At 72.3% G+C, this 17413-nt stretch carries 13 protein-coding genes and 1 tRNA gene; 5 read left to right on the top strand and 9 right to left on the bottom strand.

What is annotated here, in order from left to right; translation table 11 throughout:
- Positions 1 to 15 precede the first annotated feature (15 nt).
- From RF640_RS04900 to RF640_RS04890, 3 genes are all read right to left on the bottom strand, one after another.
- On the bottom strand, positions 16 to 1284 hold the full coding sequence (locus RF640_RS04900) for a M28 family metallopeptidase (protein ID WP_368826843.1): 1269 nt from the start codon (positions 1282 to 1284) through the stop codon (positions 16 to 18).
- 10 nt (positions 1285 to 1294) lie between these two features.
- A complete protein-coding gene (locus tag RF640_RS04895; protein WP_368826841.1) occupies positions 1295 to 3484 on the bottom strand; it encodes a M36 family metallopeptidase in 2190 nt (729 codons plus the stop codon).
- A 120-nt stretch (positions 3485 to 3604) separates the two neighbouring features.
- Positions 3605 to 3934 (bottom strand): hypothetical protein, encoded by a 330-nt coding sequence (locus RF640_RS04890; RefSeq protein ID WP_167508901.1) that lies wholly within the window; start codon positions 3932 to 3934, stop codon positions 3605 to 3607.
- Positions 3935 to 3987: 53 nt separating this feature from the next.
- Between RF640_RS04890 and RF640_RS04885 the strand changes: the two genes are divergently transcribed.
- Positions 3988 to 4230, top strand: a complete 243-nt coding sequence (locus RF640_RS04885; protein WP_095650412.1) for a hypothetical protein — start codon at positions 3988 to 3990, stop codon at positions 4228 to 4230.
- Between the two features lie 91 nt (positions 4231 to 4321).
- Here the strand turns inward: RF640_RS04885 and RF640_RS04880 are convergent, their stop codons facing one another.
- Positions 4322 to 4933 carry a low molecular weight phosphatase family protein gene (locus tag RF640_RS04880; RefSeq protein WP_095650413.1) on the bottom strand — a complete coding sequence of 204 codons (612 nt, stop codon included), beginning with the start codon at positions 4931 to 4933 and terminating at the stop codon, positions 4322 to 4324.
- Between the two features lie 332 nt (positions 4934 to 5265).
- Between RF640_RS04880 and RF640_RS04875 the strand changes: the two genes are divergently transcribed.
- From RF640_RS04875 to RF640_RS04860, 4 genes are all read left to right on the top strand, one after another.
- Positions 5266 to 7161, top strand: a complete 1896-nt coding sequence (locus RF640_RS04875) for a GH25 family lysozyme (protein WP_368826838.1) — start codon at positions 5266 to 5268, stop codon at positions 7159 to 7161.
- On the top strand, positions 7158 to 8321 hold the full coding sequence (locus RF640_RS04870; protein ID WP_095650415.1) for a CAP domain-containing protein: 1164 nt from the start codon (positions 7158 to 7160) through the stop codon (positions 8319 to 8321). Before RF640_RS04875 ends, RF640_RS04870 begins: the two co-directional genes overlap by 4 nt.
- A 526-nt stretch (positions 8322 to 8847) precedes the next feature.
- Positions 8848 to 11253 (top strand): bifunctional polysaccharide deacetylase/glycosyltransferase family 2 protein, encoded by a 2406-nt coding sequence (locus RF640_RS04865; RefSeq protein WP_368826836.1) that lies wholly within the window; start codon positions 8848 to 8850, stop codon positions 11251 to 11253.
- Positions 11240 to 12511 (top strand): acyltransferase, encoded by a 1272-nt coding sequence (locus tag RF640_RS04860; protein WP_368826834.1) that lies wholly within the window; start codon positions 11240 to 11242, stop codon positions 12509 to 12511. The genes RF640_RS04865 and RF640_RS04860 overlap by 14 nt, the downstream gene beginning before the upstream one ends.
- Here RF640_RS04860 and RF640_RS04855 read toward each other — a convergent pair.
- The 5 genes from RF640_RS04855 to RF640_RS04835 all read right to left on the bottom strand — a co-directional run bounded on the left by RF640_RS04855 (position 12477) and on the right by RF640_RS04835 (position 17284).
- Positions 12477 to 13505, bottom strand: a complete 1029-nt coding sequence (locus RF640_RS04855; RefSeq protein ID WP_368826832.1) for a chitinase — start codon at positions 13503 to 13505, stop codon at positions 12477 to 12479. The two genes, RF640_RS04860 and RF640_RS04855, sit on opposite strands and share 35 nt — an antisense overlap.
- Before the next feature lie 176 nt (positions 13506 to 13681).
- Positions 13682 to 14665 (bottom strand): ribose-phosphate diphosphokinase, encoded by a 984-nt coding sequence (locus RF640_RS04850; RefSeq protein ID WP_017832365.1) that lies wholly within the window; start codon positions 14663 to 14665, stop codon positions 13682 to 13684.
- Positions 14666 to 14667: 2 nt separating this feature from the next.
- Positions 14668 to 16239, bottom strand: coding sequence for a bifunctional UDP-N-acetylglucosamine diphosphorylase/glucosamine-1-phosphate N-acetyltransferase GlmU (gene glmU, locus RF640_RS04845; RefSeq protein WP_368826830.1), 1572 nt, complete (start codon positions 16237 to 16239; stop codon positions 14668 to 14670).
- Between the two features lie 142 nt (positions 16240 to 16381).
- A tRNA-Gln gene (locus RF640_RS04840) sits at positions 16382 to 16454 on the bottom strand.
- Positions 16455 to 16516: 62 nt separating this feature from the next.
- A complete protein-coding gene (locus tag RF640_RS04835; protein ID WP_229587711.1) occupies positions 16517 to 17284 on the bottom strand; it encodes a hypothetical protein in 768 nt (255 codons plus the stop codon).
- Between the last annotated feature and the right edge of the window lie 129 nt (positions 17285 to 17413).

The following is a 17413-nucleotide window of genomic DNA, read 5'->3' as shown; positions in this document are numbered from 1 at the left end:
TGCGCCGGTCCTGGCTCACGCCCGCCCGAGGGCCTGGACGAGGTAGGCGACGTTCATCCGCAGGATCTCGAGGGCGAGGTCGTGGTCGACGTGCTCCAGGGTGTCGCCGGCGGTGTGGATGCGGTCGTTGGCGCCGTCGGCCCCCTCGATCGTGAGCACGGCGGGGATGCCGGCGTCGAGGAACGGCACGTGATCGCTGTTGAAGGGCAGCAGACTGGTCTGCACGGTCAAGCCGGTGTGCGCCTGCGCCGCAGCGGCCAGCTCCTCCAGCACGGCCTGGGACACGGCGGCGCCCTCGAGCAGCACCGTGGCCGCGGGCGTGTTCCGGGACGCGATCATGTCCATGTTCACCACCGAGTGGATGCGCTCGCGGGCCGCCTGGTCCAGCTCCGCCACATAGTGGCGGCTGCCGAACAGTCCCTGCTCCTCACCCCCGAAGAGGACGAGCCGCAGGTCGCGGGCGCCGGGATGGTCCCGCAGCGCCCCGGCGACGGCGAGCACCCCGGCGGCGCCGGACCCGTTGTCGTCGGCGCCCGGGGCGGGGGCGCCGGCACCGTCCCGGACGTTGATCGAGTCGAGGTGCGCCGTGACGAGCACCGCCCGGCCGTCGCCGCCGCGTCCCGGTCGCTCGGCAACGAGGTTCTGCGTGCTCCCGCCGTGGAGCGCCACCGTCTGGGTCCGGGTCGCGAAGCCCAGGCCGCTCAGGACGCCCTCCGCCCAGTCGAGGACGGTGCCAAATTCGGGGCTCGCCGAGTGCCGCGTCCGGAGCCCGGCGAGCGCGCGCAGGTCCGCCGCGAAGGCGTCGTGGGAGACCGCCGCCATCGGCTCCGTCGCGCCCCGCGCCCGTGCGGGCGCCGGTGGCCGTTGCTCGAACACCACGGTGTCGGCCGGCAGAGGGCGGACGCCGAAGCAGGGAAGGTGCCGCTCGGACGGCTCGACGAACCTCCCGGCCTCGGCGGGGTCGAGGTCGACGACGAGGTACCGTCCCCGGTCGATCAGGACCGGGACCCCGGGGTGGGCCTGCTGGAACTGGCGGCCGTTCTGGATCACCAGGTGCAGGCGGGCGGCGGGGACCCCGATCCGCTCCGCGGGAGCGCGGCCGGCGGCCGTCCGCTCCAGCTGGGCCGGCGCCCCGGTCACCAGGAGCGTGTGGCCGAGCCGCGTCCAGGCCGCGCCGGCGTCCGCGGCCGCGACGGTCAGTGCCCGCAGCGGGTCCGGCGCCGCGCCGCGGGGCACGTCGTCGTTCCCCGGTGTCTTCCCCAGGTCGAAGCGGAGGGCCGTCATGGTGCGCCTCCTACGGCGTGCTGAAGCTCTCGACCACGCCCGCGAGCGACGTGGAGGTGCTGGGCGGGGACACGGCGCCAGCGCCCAGGCCGCGCTTGGCGAAACCGCGCCACACCGCGCCGAGGTCCCCGGGGTTCAGGGCGGCGACGGCGGTGACGATGCCGTCCCGCGCGAGCGTGAAGGTCGGCATGCCGGGCGTGAGCTTGAGCCCGCCGACCACGTACTCGAGCACGCGGCGCTCGGCCTCGGCGTGGCCGTGGGCGGCCACGAGGTTGACGAACACTTCCCACAGGGCCGCGCACCAGACCTCGCCGGCGTTGTGCACCTCGCTGTTCGGCCCGCCGCCGTGCGGACGGCGCGGCGGGCCGGCCGGGAGCACCACCCCGTTGCTGATGTGCTTGAACGTCAGCGGGTTCTTGCCCAGGTCCGCCGAGTAGGGGTAGCGGCGGATCGAGAAGTAGTAGTTGTCCGTGAAGGTGGGGGTGAGGTCGGTCCACCCTCCGGCGGGGAAGGCGCCGGTGCCGAAGTCGTCGGTGTCCTGGGAGGTCATGGTGATCGCGAAGAAGTCGCCCCAGCCCTCGCCCATCGCCCGGCCCTGCTGGTTGGCCAGCCCGGTGGCGTTGCCGACGAGACGATTGGTGATGTAGTGACCCAGCTCGTGGTAGGTGATCAGCGCGTCGAAGTTGCTGGTGCGGGACGGGAGCGGGGCCACGCCGCGGAACTCGTACATCTGCATCCGCGGGCTGGCGCCGTCGGCCGGGGTCTGCATGTTGGCGTTGTCGGTGCCGCTGAAGTCGTTGCCCTCGGCCAGGATCGGATCCCCGCCGAGGCCGGCCCCCGTGAGGTTCACCTGCTGGGCGTTGCCGGCCGCCTCGTCGAAGCCTGCCTCGTACCAGCGGTCGTGCAGCCAGTTCACGTGGAAGAACATCCCGACGACGCTGGCCTGCAGGTTGGTGGGGTCGCTCGCGGGCCGGGCGTGGTCGTAGGCGTGGTCGAAAGTGCGGGACCCGGTGGTCCGGCCGTCCACGTCGCCGGAGCTGCTCCCGTCCGGGGCTTTCACGTCCGCGTAGGCGATGCAGTTGTTGCCGCGGGTGCTCGTGGCGCCCTCGGGCAGCCACGGGGCGCCCGGGAGCAGGCTTTCGAGCGTGACCAGCCGGTCGGGGATGGTGGCGGCCTGGAACCCGTCCGGGCGCCCGGTCGGGTGCGGCGACCCGGGCGCCGGCCCGTCCTCGGGGCGGAACAGCGCGTCCCCCGTGTTGAACACCCGGTAGGTGAAGGCGGCGTCCGCCCGCAGGTTCTTCCGGAACAGCACCTCCGGCTCCCCGAGCGCGTCGATCACATAGCTGAACGCCGGGAAGCCCTCGAGCCAGAGCTCCAGGTAGTAGCCGGGGGTGAACTGCTCCTCCCCCAGCGGGAACAGCACGTCCTTCACCCGGACCTCCCGCTCGAACGCCGGCCGCCCGGCGCCGGCCAGTTCGGTGCCAGCCGATTCGGTGTCGGTCGGCTCGGCGCCGGCCGGTTCGGTGAAGCGGTAGAACCGGTAGCCGCCACCGGCGGTGTCGCCGGTCTCAGTACCCCCGGCGTCCTCGGCGCTCGCCGCGCTCGCCGTGCTCGTCCCGGTGAAGGCCGTGGCGGGGTACTCGACCCCGGTCAGGTCGAACGCCGCCACCGCGATCGCCTCCTCCGCCGTGGTGACGCCGGTGGTGGTGCTGGCCGCGCGGGCATCGGCCGCCTGCGCGGCGCCGGGAAAGAACTGGCCGGCCACGGACATCACGTCGCCGTCCGGTCCGATGGCCGCCGTCGCCTCGGAGTTGAAGACCTCCAGGCCGTCGGCCCGCTGCACGAGCTGCACCGTGCGCAGCCCCCGTCCGCTCACCGACACGATGGTGACGCCCTGCGCGTCCGCCTCGGACAGCCGCCACAGGTCGCCGTGCTCGGTGACGAAGCGCTGGACGGTCTCCTCCGGCGATGCGCCCGCCTCCCCCGACAGCCCGGCGGCCGGGGCCCGCCGTGCGATGCGGTTCGGCAGCGCGGTCGCCTGGTCGTAGTCCACCTCCAGGTCGCCGAGCTGCGCGTCCATTCGGAGGTGGCCCGGCGACCCAGGAGCCGGAGCAGCCGGCGGCGCGGTGCCACGGGCGTTCCGGACGCCGGCGTCGTACAGCGCGTGGAAGTCCTCCGGGAGTGCTCGGTCAGCGGCCATCAGGAACTCCTCGCGAATGATCAGTGCAGCACCCGGTCATCGTCCACGGGACCGGGAACGGGTTCTCCTCGCAGGCGTGGCCGACCTGAGCTCCATTAAGGAACCGGTCCCGTTCATCGGTCAAGCAGCGAACAGGCGTGTGACGTGCCCGTTCGTCCTTCTCGTCACCAGCCCGCGGCGGCGGAGCGCGCCCACCATGGCGGTTGGCGTCAATTTCATCTTGACACGCCCGGGGCGGTCCGGCACATTGGAGAAATGGAGGTTCGGGGATCCGCGCGGAAGCACGGCATCGACGACGCCGACATCGAGCACGCGTGGGTAAATGCGATCCGTCTGGTCGAGTACGAGTACCAGGGCGAAGACCGCCTCCTGGTCATCGGGCCCGACCAACACGGCAGGCTCCTCGAGCTGGTCGCCGTACCAGCCGGAGAACCGACGAGGATCATCCACGCCGATCTGCTCAGACCGAAGTTCTACGACTATTTGAGATGAGGTGGAATTCCATGGATATCGCAACCGCGCACGACCGCACAGGACTGGACGAGCTCGACGTGTCGTCGCACCCCGCTCGTGACGCCGTGCACTTCCGGCGCATCCTGGCCGCTCGGCAGCACATCACCGAGGCGGAGAACGAACTGCGGGAGGCGGTGAAGGCCGCCCGTGCGGCCGGCGACTCCTGGGCCTTGATCGGTTCCGCTCTCGACACGACGCGCCAAGCGGCCCAGCAGAGGTTCGGTCAGGACTGAACGTCCGCGCGGTCGGTGCAGGACTCCCCGCCCCACAAGGCGCCCCACCCGGGTGGAACAGGCACCCGCGCAAAACACACCTGACGCAGTACTACTCTGCCACCGGCGCGGGCTCCGCGTAGCGGCGTTCGAAGGCGAGGATCGCGTCCGTGGCCTCGAACAACTCGTCCGCCATCTGCTGGAGCACAGCGTCCTCCTGGCGGTAGGGGTCGATCACGTCGTTGCGCTCGGGGTGGCGCACCGGCACCCGCTGCCGCAGCCGCGGCGCCTGCTGGACCAGCCAGGCCCAGCGCTCGGCACGGTCGGACGGCACCGCGCGGTCGAGCTCCGGGTCGGTGGAGAGGTACTGCAGGATCCGGGCGAACTCCCGCAGGGTGAAGACCTTCTTCAGCAGCCGCGGTGACTGCTGGAGCACCGGCTGGGTGTGCTCCCGGGCCATCACGAGCACCAGGTCGATGTCCTTCAGCACGTCCGGGGTGACCTGCCGGGCCCGGTGCGCGGCGGCGGCCTCCAGGCCGCGGTCCTGGGCCAGCCTGCCCACCCGCTGCTCGAAGCCCTCGTCCACCAGCGCGTGCATCCCGGCGCTCGTCACCTCGAAGCCGCCGGGCGAGATCTCGTTGAGGCCGTGGTCGAGCTCGACCGCCGCCATGGGCGAGCGGCACACGTTGCCCGTGCAGACCGTCAGGATGCGCGTGGGGGCCATGGTTCTCCTCTGGGGGGTCGAGTCCGGTTCATCGTATCCGGCACCGGGTCCTGAGCTGGGTCTTCGCCCACCCACCGGGATCGCGCCGCCGACGGGATCCGGGCGCGCCGGGTCCGTCGTCGTCGTTCCCCGGCGCGCGGCCCCCGCAACGCACCCAGCGGACAGAATCACTACGGCCAGAGAGGTACGGGTGCGTAACACGGCCCATCGTTATTGATTGTTTATGCAAACGCGCCTTTATACTCGTCGTGGCTCTGAGGATCTTCCCCCCATCCCGATGGCCTTGCACGAGTCGTTCCCCCCAACGATCCATGCGAGTTAGGCGTTCCAGCGTGAAAGCAACCCCCCGACTGACGCTGCCTGCCGCCCTCACGGCGGCGGTGCTGGCCATCACCACACTGACCCCGGTCGCGGCCCTGGAAGAGGCCGCCACCACCCGATCGACCACCCTCTCCGAGGAGCGGCAGGGCAACCTGGTCTCCAAGGTCGTGGAGTCCGACGGCGAGATCGTCTCCACCCTGGTGGACGCGACCACCGGCGAGGCCGTTCTCCCCGACCCGGCGCGCGCCGGCACGCAGCCGGCCGCGGGCGACCCCCACGGCGGCGCCGTGATGGGCCAGTGGGCCAAGTCCGAGAGCCACTTCGAGCAGATGGCCGCCTCCTCCGCCCGCACCGCCGAGGAGCTCTCCGGCGCCACGGACACCGACGACGACGCCGGCGCCGCTGCCGGCGCGGCGGACGGCGACACCGCGGAGGAGGCCGTCGCGGGGGTCGCGTCGGCCGAGTCCCTCGGCGCCGCCGCGTCCTGGGCCCCCAGCGGCATCAAGGGCACCGACGTCTCCAACTGGCAGCCGTCCCTGAACTGGTCCAGCCTGTGGAACCAGGGCTCGCGCTTCGCCTACGTCAAGACCTCCGAGGGCGACAGCATCCGCAACAGCCTGTTCCAGCAGCAGTACGCCGGCGCGGGCGCCGTGGGCATGCACCGCGGCGGGTACCACTTCGCGATCCCCACCCGGGACTCCTCGGGCGCGAAGCAGGCGGACTACTTCATCAACAACGGCGGCGGCTGGTCCGCGGACGGCCGGACCCTGCCGGGCCTGCTGGACCTGGAGGACAACCCCTACCGCTCGCTCTACGGCAACCACTGCTACAACTTCAGCCAGTCCGAGATGGTCAGCTGGATCCGCGACTTCTCCAACCGGTACAAGGCCCGCACCGGGAGGGTGCCGGCCATCTACACGAACTACTACTGGTGGCAGGACTGCACCGGCAACACCAGTGCGTTCAACGACCACCCCCTGCACATCGCTGCCTACGAGACCACGGCACCCCGGGTGCCCAGCGCCTGGTCCACCTACGACTTCTGGCAGTACACCGACGCCGGGTTCACCGAGCGGATCGACGCCAACGCCTTCCGCGGCAGCACCGCGCAGCTCCAGGACCTGGTGCGCAACCGCTATTACAAGCCGATGGGCGGCCGGGCACCGGCCGGCACCCCGACCGGGACCCCCACCCAGGTGTCCCCCGCCGGATACGTGGTCAAGGGCGGCATCGGCAACCAGTACCGGGCCCTCGGCGGATCCTCCGTCTTCGGCACCCCGACCATGAACGAGCGCGGCGGCCTGGTCAACGGCGGCGTGTACCAGCGGTTCTCCAAGAACTCCACCTTCTACTGGAGCTCCCCCACCGGGGCGTGGCCCGTGAACTTCAACGGCGCCATCGGCCGGAAGTTCACGGCGAACCGCTACGAGAACGGCTTCGGCTACCCGTCCACCCGCGAGATCACGGGCCTCACCGGCGGCGGCGCCTACCAGGTGTTCCGCAGCGGCGGCGCCGTGAACAAGGTCCTGTGGAGCCCGGCCACCGGCGCCCAGCCCGTCCGGGAGACCAGCGGGATCGGCGCGGCGTGGAAGCGCGGCGGCTACGAGCGCGGCTACGGCTACCCCTCCACCCCCGAGATCGGCGGCCTGGTCAACGGCGGCTCCTACCAGCTGTTCCGGCGCGGCAACGACGTCCACAAGATCCTCTGGAGCTCCGCCTCCGGCGCCCACGCCGTGAAGGAGAACAGCGCGATCGGCCGGGAGTGGAAGGCCGCAGGCTCCGAGCGCGGCTACGGCTACCCGACCACCGGCGAGTACCGCTACGGCACCGAGGTCCGCCAGAAGTTCTCCAAGAACTTCACCGTGCACTACTCCACCACCACGAAGAGGACCTGGGCCACCCGATGAACACCGCCAAGCACCGCGCCCCCGCGCGCCCCCGCACCACCGGCCGCCTGGCGCTCACCGCGGCGGCCCTCGCCCTGGCGGTCCCCGCCACCGGGATGCTCGCGGCGGCCCCCGCCGCCGCGGCGACCTCGGACATCGTCAACGTCTCCACGAGCACCCGCTCGGCCGACACCCAGCGGCTGCTGGACCTGATCAACGCCCACCGCAAGGCCAAGGGCCTCGCCCCGGTCAAGTACTCGGCCACGCTCTCCAAGATCGGCCAGGAGCAGTCCACCCGCCTGGTCCGCGAGGAGGTCATCGACCACACCGACGACTTCTGGAAGGACGAGCGCGCCGGGAACTGGAACGCCGTCGGCGAGATCCACTCCGTGTCCTGGCAGGGCACCGTCACCGAGCTCATGAACTGGTGGAAGGGCTCGAAGGCGCACAACAAGGTGCTGACCGACCCGAGGATGACGGTCATCGGCATCGGCCTGACCTACGTGGACGGGCAGCTGTCCGGGAACAAGCAGGGCTGGAAGCTGGTCGGCACCGTGAACTCCTACGGCTACGCCGCCGGCCAGGCCCCCGCGGACACCCGCTCCACGGTGGGCACGGTCGCGGCGCCCAAGCCCCCCACCGCCCCGATCACCTCCGCCGGGTACACGGTGCGCGGCGGGATCGGCAACCAGTACCGCGCGCTGGGCGGGGCCGCCGTGTTCGGCGCCCCCACCATGAACGAGCGCGGCGGCCTGGTGGGCGGCGGCGCCCTGCAGAGCTTCGCCAGGAGCACCACCTTCTACTGGAGCGCCCCCACCGGCGCCTGGCCGGTGCGCTTCAACAGCGCCATCGGCCAGAAGTTCGCCGCCGCCGGGCACGAGCGCGGCTACGGCTACCCCAGCAGCCCGGAGCGCGGCGGACTCACCGGCGGCGGCGCCTACCAGGTGTTCCGCAGCGGGGCCACCGTGCACAAGGTCCTCTGGAGCCCCCGGACCGGTGCGAAGGCCGTGAAGGAGAACAGCGCGATCGGCCAGCGCTGGAAGTCCGCCGGCTACGAGCGGGGCTACGGCTACCCGAGCACCGACGAGTACCGGTACGGCTCCGAGGTGCGCCAGCGGTTCTCGAACGGCTACACCGTGCACTGGTCCTCGATCACGAAGCGGACCTGGGTCACCCGCTGACCCCTCGCCACCCGCTGAACGCCCGGCCGGTTCTCCGGCCGGGCGTTCTGCCGTCCCCGGCCGGCGTTCTTGTCCCCGGTCCCGGTGCCGGTGTCCCCCGAGCGGGGGCCGGGCACCGGCTCGCCGCGGTTGTCCCCCGCACGAGGGCGGGCGATCACATCCGGCCACGTCAGGATGTGGTGCGCTTCACAGGCAGGACGGAATCGAGCTGTGTTTCCTGTTGCGAATCTGTGAATGTGTGGATTCCCGTGTCACCACTTGGGGGGACGAGTCCGGCCGCGCCCGTCCCCCGATCGGCGGATGTTCCCGTTCATTAAGTACCACCCCGTAACTTCAGGTGCCGCGATGGCAGTCGTTTGCACTCGCACTTGCATGCACAGCGATGAGATGTGCTGCCTGTGCAACCTGTTTGCACTTGTGACAGACGGGTCGCGGCTTGGCAGGCTGGCCCGGTCGGCCCGTCCGGGGGGATGCGCCGGCCGGTCCGTCGAGGGGACGGACCGCCGACCGGGGGAACGAGCACGCCGTGGCAGCATCCGACAACGACCGACGACCACCGCACCGCCGACGCGCGGAGCGGACCGGCAGCAGCGCCGCGCCGCCGGTGTTCTTCGACCCCAGCGGCAAGCGCTGGTACCGCATCCTCGCCACCCTCGTGGTGCTCCTGGCCCTCGCGGCCGGCGCCGTGTCCTGGATCGTCCCGCAGGCGCTCGCCCAGCCCTGGGAGCGGCCGCTGCACCAGGAGAACGGCTATCCGCGGGAGCTGATCGCCACCGGGGACCAGGAGAACATCCCGCTGCTCGGGGACGCGTCCAACCCGTTCAGCCGGATCGGGCTCGTCGAGGAGACGGAGGCCGGGACGGTGCTGCGCAGCCCGTTCAGCGAGGACGTGTTCCGGGTGCTCACCGACGAGGAGCGGGAGCTCGTGGGGGACAGCCCCTACGTCATGGAGCGCTTCGGTGAGCTGCCGGAGAAGCAGCTCATGCTGACCTTCGACGACGGCCCCGACGCCACCTACACCGGTGAGATCCTCGACGTGCTCTCGGCCGAGGGCGTGCCCGCCACGTTCTTCAGCGTGGGCACCAACGTGGTCGGGCAGCCGGAGCTCTTCCGCCGGATCGTCCGAGAGGGGCACATGGTGGGCAACCACACCATGACCCACACCACCGCCTGGGACGACGACCTGCGCAACCGCGAGGAGCTGATCGGCACCGACCGCGCCATGCGCTCGGTCGGCAGCTACGCGACCCACCTGTTCCGCCTGCCCACCGGCGACCCGGACAACAAGGCCCTGCCCATCCTCGAGGCCCAGCAGCTGGGCTACCTGCACGTGGACTTCGACTACGACACCCACGACTGGGAGGCCGCGCCCGGGGAGACCGTGGACCTGCCCGCGCTCGACGGCGAGGGCCACATCGTGCTGATGCACGACGGCGGCGGGGACCGCACCGCCACCGTGGCCGCCCTCAAGGAGCTGATCACCGAGGCCAAGGCGCAGGGCTACACCTTCTCGACGCTGGCCCCCATCGTCCCCGAGGGCTACCTGCCGGCGGCGGACACCGAGCCCGTGCTCGCCGACGACGCCACCGCCCTGGCCGTGGCCGGTCTGACCGTGGCCCCGGACGTGGTCATGACGTGGCTGTTCTGGTTCGGCATCGGGTCCCTGACCCTCATGTCCGCCTTCTACGTGGTGCTGGCGCTGATCGGCCACCGCCGCCAGACCCGCCGGACCTGGCCCGAGCTGCCCGAGGACCGGCTGCCGCTGGTCTCGGTGATCCTCCCGGTGTTCAACGAGGAGCCCGTCATCGCCCGCACCCTGGCCGCCCTGCGCGCCAGCGACTACCCGAACCTCGAGGTCATCGCCGTCGACGACGGCTCCACCGACCGCACCCTGGCGATCATGCGCGAGCACGCCGCGTCCTGGCCGGCGCTGACGGTCATCACCCAGCCCAACGGCGGGAAGTCCATCGCCTCCAACCACGGGATCATGGCCGCCCGGGGCGAGATCGTGGTGACCCTCGACGGAGACACCCTCTTCGAGCCCCAGACCGTCCGGATGTTCGCCCGCCACTTCTACGCCCAGGACGCCAAGCGCCCCGTCGGAGCCGTGGCCGGGCACGTGAAGGTCGGCAACCGCACCGGGCTGCTGACCATGTGGCAGTCCCTGGAGTACATCTCCGGGATCTGCGTCACCCGCATGGGCGAGGGCGTGGCCGGGGCGATCTCCATCGTCCCCGGGGCGTGCGCCGCCTGGCGCAAGGAGGCCCTCCAGGCCGCCGGGGGCTACTCCCACGACACCCTCGCCGAGGACGCCGACCTCACCATGACCCTGCAGAAGCTCGGCTGGGCCGTGGTGCAGGAGAACCGGGCCGTGGCGTGGACCGAGGCCCCCATGACCGTGCGCGGCCTGGCCAAGCAGCGGCTGCGCTGGACCTACGGCAACCTCCAGGCCCTGTGGAAGCACGCCGGGATGCTCTTCCGCCCCCGCTACGGGTTCCTCGGGATGGTGGCCCTGCCCTACACCCTGCTCGCCACCCTCATCCCGCTGGTCTTCCTGCCGCTGACCGTGCTCATGGCCGGGATCAACCTGGCCGCCGGGAACTGGCAGCCCATCGCCGCCTTCGCCGCCTTCGTCCTGGCCATCCACGCCGTGATCTGCGTGCTCGCCATCCGCATGGTCGGCGAGTCCTGGACCCACCTGCTGGTGGTGCCCGTCTACCGGATCATCTACGAGCCCCTGCGCGCCTACCTCCTCTACGCCTCCCTGCTCCAGGCGCTGCGGGGCCGGATGATCGGCTGGTACAAGCCCGAGCGCACCAACAGCGTGATCGACCTGACCCCCGCGGCGGATCCCGCCGGCTCCGCAGCCCCCGCGACCCCTGCGGCCTCCGTGGCCCCGTGGCAGGATGACCGGCGCGGTGAGCGGGCCTGAGCCCGGCCGGGACCGGTACCTCGACCTGCTGCGGTCGATCGCGCTGGTCCGCGTCGTCGCCTACCACACGTTCGCCGGCGCCGCCTTCAGCCTCGTGTTCCCCGCGATGGGCGTAATGTTCGCGCTGGCCGGCTTCCTGATGGCCAGGTCTCTGCGCCGGCCCGCGGGCACGGTCCTCGCCTCCCGGGCCCGGCGGGTGCTGGTGCCGCTGTGGGTCTACGCCGCCACCGTCCTGGCGCTGCTCGTGGCACAGGGCTGGACGCCGGGGGCCGACGCGTCCTGGGGGCAGGTGCTCCTGTGGTTCCTCCCGGTCGGGGACCCGGTCCTCCCGGAGAGCGCCGGGTTCGGGGCGGTGGATCCCACCTGGCCGGTGCAGGCCGGGGAGATCCTCTGGTACGTCCGGGCCTACGTCTGGTTCCTGCTCCTCTCCCCCGTGCTGCTGCGGGCGTTCCGGGCCCGGCCCTGGCCGGTGCTGCTCGCCCCGCTCGCCCTGAGCGGACTGCTCGCCCTCGGGCTCGTGCCGCTGCCCTCCTGGGCGGACGCCCCGGTGACGGACCTCGCGACCTACGGCTCCTGCTGGATCCTGGGCTTCGCCCACCAGATCGGGCTGCTGCGCCGCCTCCCCCGCGCCGCCGTCCTCGTGGCGGGGCCCGCGGTGATGGGCCTGGGCCTGTGGTGGGCGGCCGGCCACCGCGGCGAGGCGGGGTGGGACCTCAACGAGATCCCGTTCGCCCAGGCCCTGTGGTCGTTCGGCTTCAGCGCCGTGCTGCTGCGCGTCTCCCCGGCCTGGCGGGAGCTGCCCCGGCCGCTGCGGTTCCTGGACGGGGCCGTGACCCTGCTCAACGCCCGGGCGATGACCGTCTACCTGTGGCACAACCTCCTGCTGGTCGGCGCCGTCCTGCTCGTCGACGTGCTGTGGGAGAGCGACGTCCTGGCCACGGCCGTGCCCGGGCTGCTGGCGAGCCCGTGGCTGTCCTTCGTGCTGGTCTGGCCGCTGCTCGCCGTGGTCGTGCTCGCGGTGGGCTGGGCCGAGGACCTCGCCGCGGGACGGCGGCCGCGACTGTGGCCGGTCCGGCCCGCTGCCGCCCCCGCCACTGCTCCCGCTCCCGTGCCTGCCCCCGCTGCTGCCGCCTCCGCGGGACAGGGAGCTGCCGGCACCGGCTTCGCCGGCCGATCCTGGCTCTACCCCCGCTCCGTGCGGAAGCCGGCCCCGCCGGCGGAGCTCAGCCCGCGAAGCCCTCGCGGAGGACCCGGGTGAACTCCCCGGCCTCCTCGTCGAGGCCGCTGCAGAAGTCATTGGCCTCGGCCGGGTCCCCGTCCTGCGCGGTGCACGGCCGGTCCCGGTTGACCGACCAGTAGGAGAGCCGCCCCACGCCCTGCTCCCGGGCGAACCCGGCCAGCTCGGCGGCCGCGTCCAGGTCCAGGACCTCCCCGGGGACGTCGTTGACCCCGATCATCGGGGTGAGCCCGATCCGGTTCCACACCTCCTCGGCGGAGAGGTCCTGGCCCGCCGCCTCCCACAGCGCGGTGAGCTGGCCGTGCGCCGAGCGGGCCGCCTCCTCCGAGGCCGCCGCCATCGGCTGCTCCGCGGGCTTGCTCTCGCTGTAGTTCATGGTCATGAGGTTGACCCCGGCGAGGTCCACCTCCGCCGCGAGCAGCTGCGCCACGACCTCCACCGGGTCCTGGTCCAGACCGTGCGGGGCCACCGGCAGCGTCGCCCACACCTCCAGCGGCTCGTCCCGCTCCTCCTGCAGGCGCACCAGCACCTCGGCCCGCCGGCGGTTGGCCTCCCGGTCCTCGAGGTCGTCCAGCTCGATGTCGAAGTCCGCGATGCCCACGTCATAGCGCTCGAGCACCGTCCGGTACGCCGCGAGCAGCCGGTCCGGGTCGGTGCACACGGTGGCCAGCTCGTCCCCGGCGGCCCCGCCGAAGGAGACCGCCACCTCCCCGCCCTGCTCCCGCAGGGACGCGATCTGCTCCTCCATCCGCAGCACGTCCTCCGCCTCGTCCAGCCCGTAGTAGCCGCCCCACGAGGGCGTGCAGGGGTCCTCGGGATCGGCCACCACGAACCCCAGCACCGTGCGGGACTGCCCCGCGGCCTCCGCCCCGAAGTCGAAGTACGGATAGGACGTGGTGTTGACGTAGCCGGCGGACCAGGGCTCGCGCAGGTCGGGGCCGCAGCCGGTGAGGACCAGCCCGGCGGCGCCGCACAGCAGCAGCGGGCGGAGGAGGCGGTGTCGTCGTCGGGTCATGGGGTGCGGGCTGTCCTTGTCGGCGCGAAAGTTCCCCGGACGGTGCCGCCCGGGACGGTGGTTCCTGCGGTGCCAGGCCCCGCAGCGCAGACCTCAGCAGTGGGGCCCCGGCGGCGGAGCAGCCCCCCGCCGGGCGGCGAGGGGCTGCGTCGTCGTCGACCGTTCCCGGGAGCGGGTCAGGACCTGCCGTCGAACAGGCTGGTCACGGAGCCGTCCTCGAAGACCTCCTGGATGGCGCGCGCGATGAGCGGGGCGATCGAGAGGACCGTGAGGTTCTCGAACTGGTGCTCCGGGGGCACGGGCAGGGTGTCCGTGACGACCACCTCGAGGGCGCCGCACGTGGACAGCCGCTCCACGGCGGGGTCGGAGAACACGGCGTGGGTCGCGGCGATGATGACGTCCTTGGCGCCGCGCTCGCGCAGCACCTGCACGGCGCCGGAGATCGTCCCGCCCGTGTCGATCATGTCGTCGATCAGCACGCAGGTGCGGCCCTCGATCTGCCCCACAACCTCCTTCGAGGTGGCCTGGTTCGGCCGGGTGATGTCGCGGGTCTTGTGCACGAACGCGAGCGGGCAGCCGCCCAGCAGCTCGGTCCACTGCTCCGCCACGCGCACGCGCCCGGTGTCCGGGGAGACCACGGTGACGTTCTCGACGTCGACGACGGAGCGCACGTGCTCCGCCAGCAGCGGGATGGCCATCAGGTGGTCGACCGGGCCGTCGAAGAAGCCCTGGATCTGGGCGGTGTGCAGGTCCACGGACATCAGCCGGTCCGCGCCGGCGGTCTTGTACAGGTCCGAGATGAGGCGGGCCGAGATGGGCTCGCGGCCGCGGTGCTTCTTGTCCTGCCGCGCATAGGGGTAGAACGGGGACACCACGGTGATCGACTTGGCGGACGCTCGCTTCAGCGAGTCGATCATGAGCAGCTGCTCCATGATCCACTGGTTGATCGGAGCCGGGTGGGACTGGATGAGGAAGGCGTCCGTGCCGCGCACCGACTCCCCGAACCGCACGTAGGTCTCGCCGTTGGCGAAGTCGTAGGCGTCCGTGGGGATCAGCTCCGTGCCCAGCTCCGTGGCGATGCGCTCGGCGAGCTCGGGGTGGGCCCGTCCCGAGACCAGGACCAGCTGCTTGGCGCCCTCGTTGGTGATGGCAGTGGTCATTGCTACTCGCTTTCCTCGGTGGTGTCCCCGGCCGCGCCGTGCGCCGTGGTGCCGGCGCCGGTCCCGGCCTGGGAGTGCTCGGTGGTCCCGGCCGCGGTCGCGGCGCCGTTGCCCAGGGCCCGGGACGCGGCCTCGGCCGCAGCGGTGCCGGGACGGTGCTCCACGACCCAGTTCTCGACGACCCGCTGCGCGCCCTCGGTGAGGGCCAGGGCCCCCGGCGGCACGTCCTTGCGGATCGTGGTGCCCGCCCCGGAGTAGGCGCCGTCCCCGACCTGCACGGGCGCCACGTACATGTTGTCGGAGCCCATCCGGACGTGGTCGCCGATCACGGTGCGGTGCTTGCGCACGCCGTCGTAGTTGACGAACACGGAGGCCGCCCCGATGTTGGAGTGCTCGCCGATCGTGGCGTCCCCCACGTAGGACAGGTGCGGGACCTTCGAGCCGGTGCCGATCCGGGAGTTCTTGGTCTCCACGAACGTGCCGATCTTGCCCTCGTCCGCGAGCACCGTGCCGGGGCGCAGGTACGCGAACGGGCCCACGCTGGCCCGGGGGCCGATCACCGAGCCGGAGCCGTGCGTGCGCACCACGTGGGCGCCCGGGCCGACCTCCACGTCCGTGAGGGTGGTGTCCGGGCCGACGACGGCGTCCTCGCCCACCCGCGTGCCCCCGTGCAGCTGGGTGCCCGGCAGGATCGTGGCGTCCGCGGCGATCCGCACCTGCACGTCGATCCAGGTGCTGGCGGGGTCCACGACCGTCACGCCGTTGCGCATGTGCGCCTCGAGGATCCGGCGGTTGAGGTGGGCGCCGAGCTGGGCGAGCTGCACGCGGTCGTTGGCGCCCTCGACCTCCCAGCGGTCCTCGATCTTCAGCGCGTCCACCGCGTGGCCGGCCTCGCGGGCCAGAAGCGGGACGTCGGTCAGGTACATCTCGCCCTGCGCGTTGTCCGAGGTGACCTTCGCGAGGCTGTCGCGCAGCACGTCGGCGTCGAAGGCGAAGATGCCGGAGTTGATCTCGGCGACCGCGAGCTCGGCCTCGGTGGCGTCCTTGGCCTCCTTGATCTCGCGGAACGAGCCGTCGGCGTCCCGCAGGATCCGGCCGTAGCCGCCGGGCTGCTCGTGGTCCGCGGTCAGCACGGTGACCGCGTTGCCGCGCTCCTCGTGGTGGGCGACCAGCCGCTGCAGGACCTCCGGGGTCAGCAGCGGGACGTCGCCGTAGGTGACCACCACGGTGCCGGCCAGCCGCTCCTGGGCGTCCAGCGCCTCCACCGCCACCTGGACGGCGCGGCCCGTGCCGGGCACCTCGTCCTGGTCCACGACGATCGCCTCGGGGTCCTGCTCGAGGACGTGCGGGGCCACCAGGTCCCGCTCGAAGCGCACCACGGCCGCCAGCCGGCGCGGGTGCAGGCTCCGGGCGGCCACCAGGCAGTGCCCGACCATGGAACGACCCCCGATCCGGTGCAGGATCTTGGGGGTCTTGGACTTCATGCGCGTGCCCTTGCCGGCGGCCAGGACGATGACGGCGGCGGGCCCGGCGGCCGCCCCCGGACGATGTGCAGGGGTCTGGGGGGTGCTCACGGCGGGATGCAGCTCCTCGGTCGTCGATCTGAGAGAGGAGCCGGTGGGCTCACCGGCTCCGGCTCTGTTCCGTCTCACTAGCTTGTGGGCTCTTCGGCTCTGGGGATCTCGAGCTTCCGGGCTCTCGGGCGGGATGCGGACGTTCCGCCTCTAGGACTCGAACCTAGACTCCACGGCTCCAAAGGCCGGGGTGCTGCCGATTACACCAAGGCGGAGCACCGCCGTGGAACGGCAGTGGTGCACGCAGTGCACAGGCAGTCACCCTACCACTCGGGGGTCAGGCCCCCGCCGCTCCCGGGCGCCCCAGGATCACGATGATCCGGGCCGTGGCGGCGGCCTCCCGCAGCTCCGGGACGGCGGCGAACAGGTCCTCCACGGTGTCCTCGTCCACCCCACAGACGATCAGCGGCGCACGGTCCAGCAGGGGCCGCATCCGTTCGAACGCGGCGGCCGGGCCCTCCCCCGCCGCGGAGGACGCGGCCACGTTCCAGGCCACCGACGCCACGTAGTGCGGGTCCACGTCCAGGGTCCCCGCCTCCCGGGCGCGCTCCAGGTACTCGACCAGCTCCACCTCGTCCGCGGTGGCGCCCTCCGTCTCGAGGAGCAGGTGCACCTGGTGGGCCGAGGCCGCCTCATCGAGGGCGGCCAGCATCGAGAAGATCCGCTCCTCGCTGCGCCCCCGCCCGCCCATCCCGGCCCGGGGCACCACGAGGTACTCGGCGCCCACGCCGGCGGCCAGCGAGAGGTGGTCGTCCAGGACCGCGATGACGCCCTCGTCCGGGATGTCCTCGTCGATCGAGATGTCCGCCCGCATCATCAGCGGGTCGGCGCCGGCTCCGCGCAGCGCCTCCCCGACCTGCCGCTGCGGCACCGAGCCGAGGTGGCGCCCGACCAGCTGACCGGGGCCCGCCGGGATCTCCACGGGTCCGGGGTGCGCCGTCACGGCACGGACGGCGGTCTCCAGGTCCGTGATCCCGTCCAGCCTGGTGCCCAGCGGACGGGTGCTCGGGGACGCGGAGGATCGCTCCGTCGGATTCTGCTCCATGCCCTCCATGCTCTCACCCGAGCTTGAGCCGCCGCTGAGAAATCCCTGTCCGCTCATGTGCCTCCCCCGCCCCCATTTCCGCCTGCCCCATTCCGCCGAGCCCCCCATCTCCGCCCCCTCATTCCGCCG

It is taken from the genome of Kocuria sp. CPCC 205231, from assembly GCF_040980965.1.
In the GTDB taxonomy this organism is placed as follows: Bacteria; Actinomycetota; Actinomycetes; order Actinomycetales; family Micrococcaceae; genus Kocuria; species Kocuria rosea.
This window is presented reverse-complemented; position numbering and strand designations above follow the sequence as displayed.

Excerpts from the sequence above, each read along its gene's own strand:
- RF640_RS04900 (WP_368826843.1), bottom strand. The coding sequence starts at position 1,284 with ATGACGGCCCTCCGCTTCGACCTGGGGAAGACACCGGGGAACGACGAC.
- RF640_RS04895 (WP_368826841.1), bottom strand. The coding sequence starts at position 3,484 with ATGGCCGCTGACCGAGCACTCCCGGAGGACTTCCACGCGCTGTACGAC.
- RF640_RS04885 (WP_095650412.1), top strand. The coding sequence starts at position 3,988 with ATGGATATCGCAACCGCGCACGACCGCACAGGACTGGACGAGCTCGAC.
- RF640_RS04880 (WP_095650413.1), bottom strand. The coding sequence starts at position 4,933 with ATGGCCCCCACGCGCATCCTGACGGTCTGCACGGGCAACGTGTGCCGC.
- RF640_RS04870 (WP_095650415.1), top strand. The coding sequence starts at position 7,158 with ATGAACACCGCCAAGCACCGCGCCCCCGCGCGCCCCCGCACCACCGGC.
- RF640_RS04855 (WP_368826832.1), bottom strand. The coding sequence starts at position 13,505 with ATGACCCGACGACGACACCGCCTCCTCCGCCCGCTGCTGCTGTGCGGC.
- RF640_RS04850 (WP_017832365.1), bottom strand. The coding sequence starts at position 14,665 with ATGACCACTGCCATCACCAACGAGGGCGCCAAGCAGCTGGTCCTGGTC.
- RF640_RS04835 (WP_229587711.1), bottom strand. The coding sequence starts at position 17,284 with ATGGAGCAGAATCCGACGGAGCGATCCTCCGCGTCCCCGAGCACCCGT.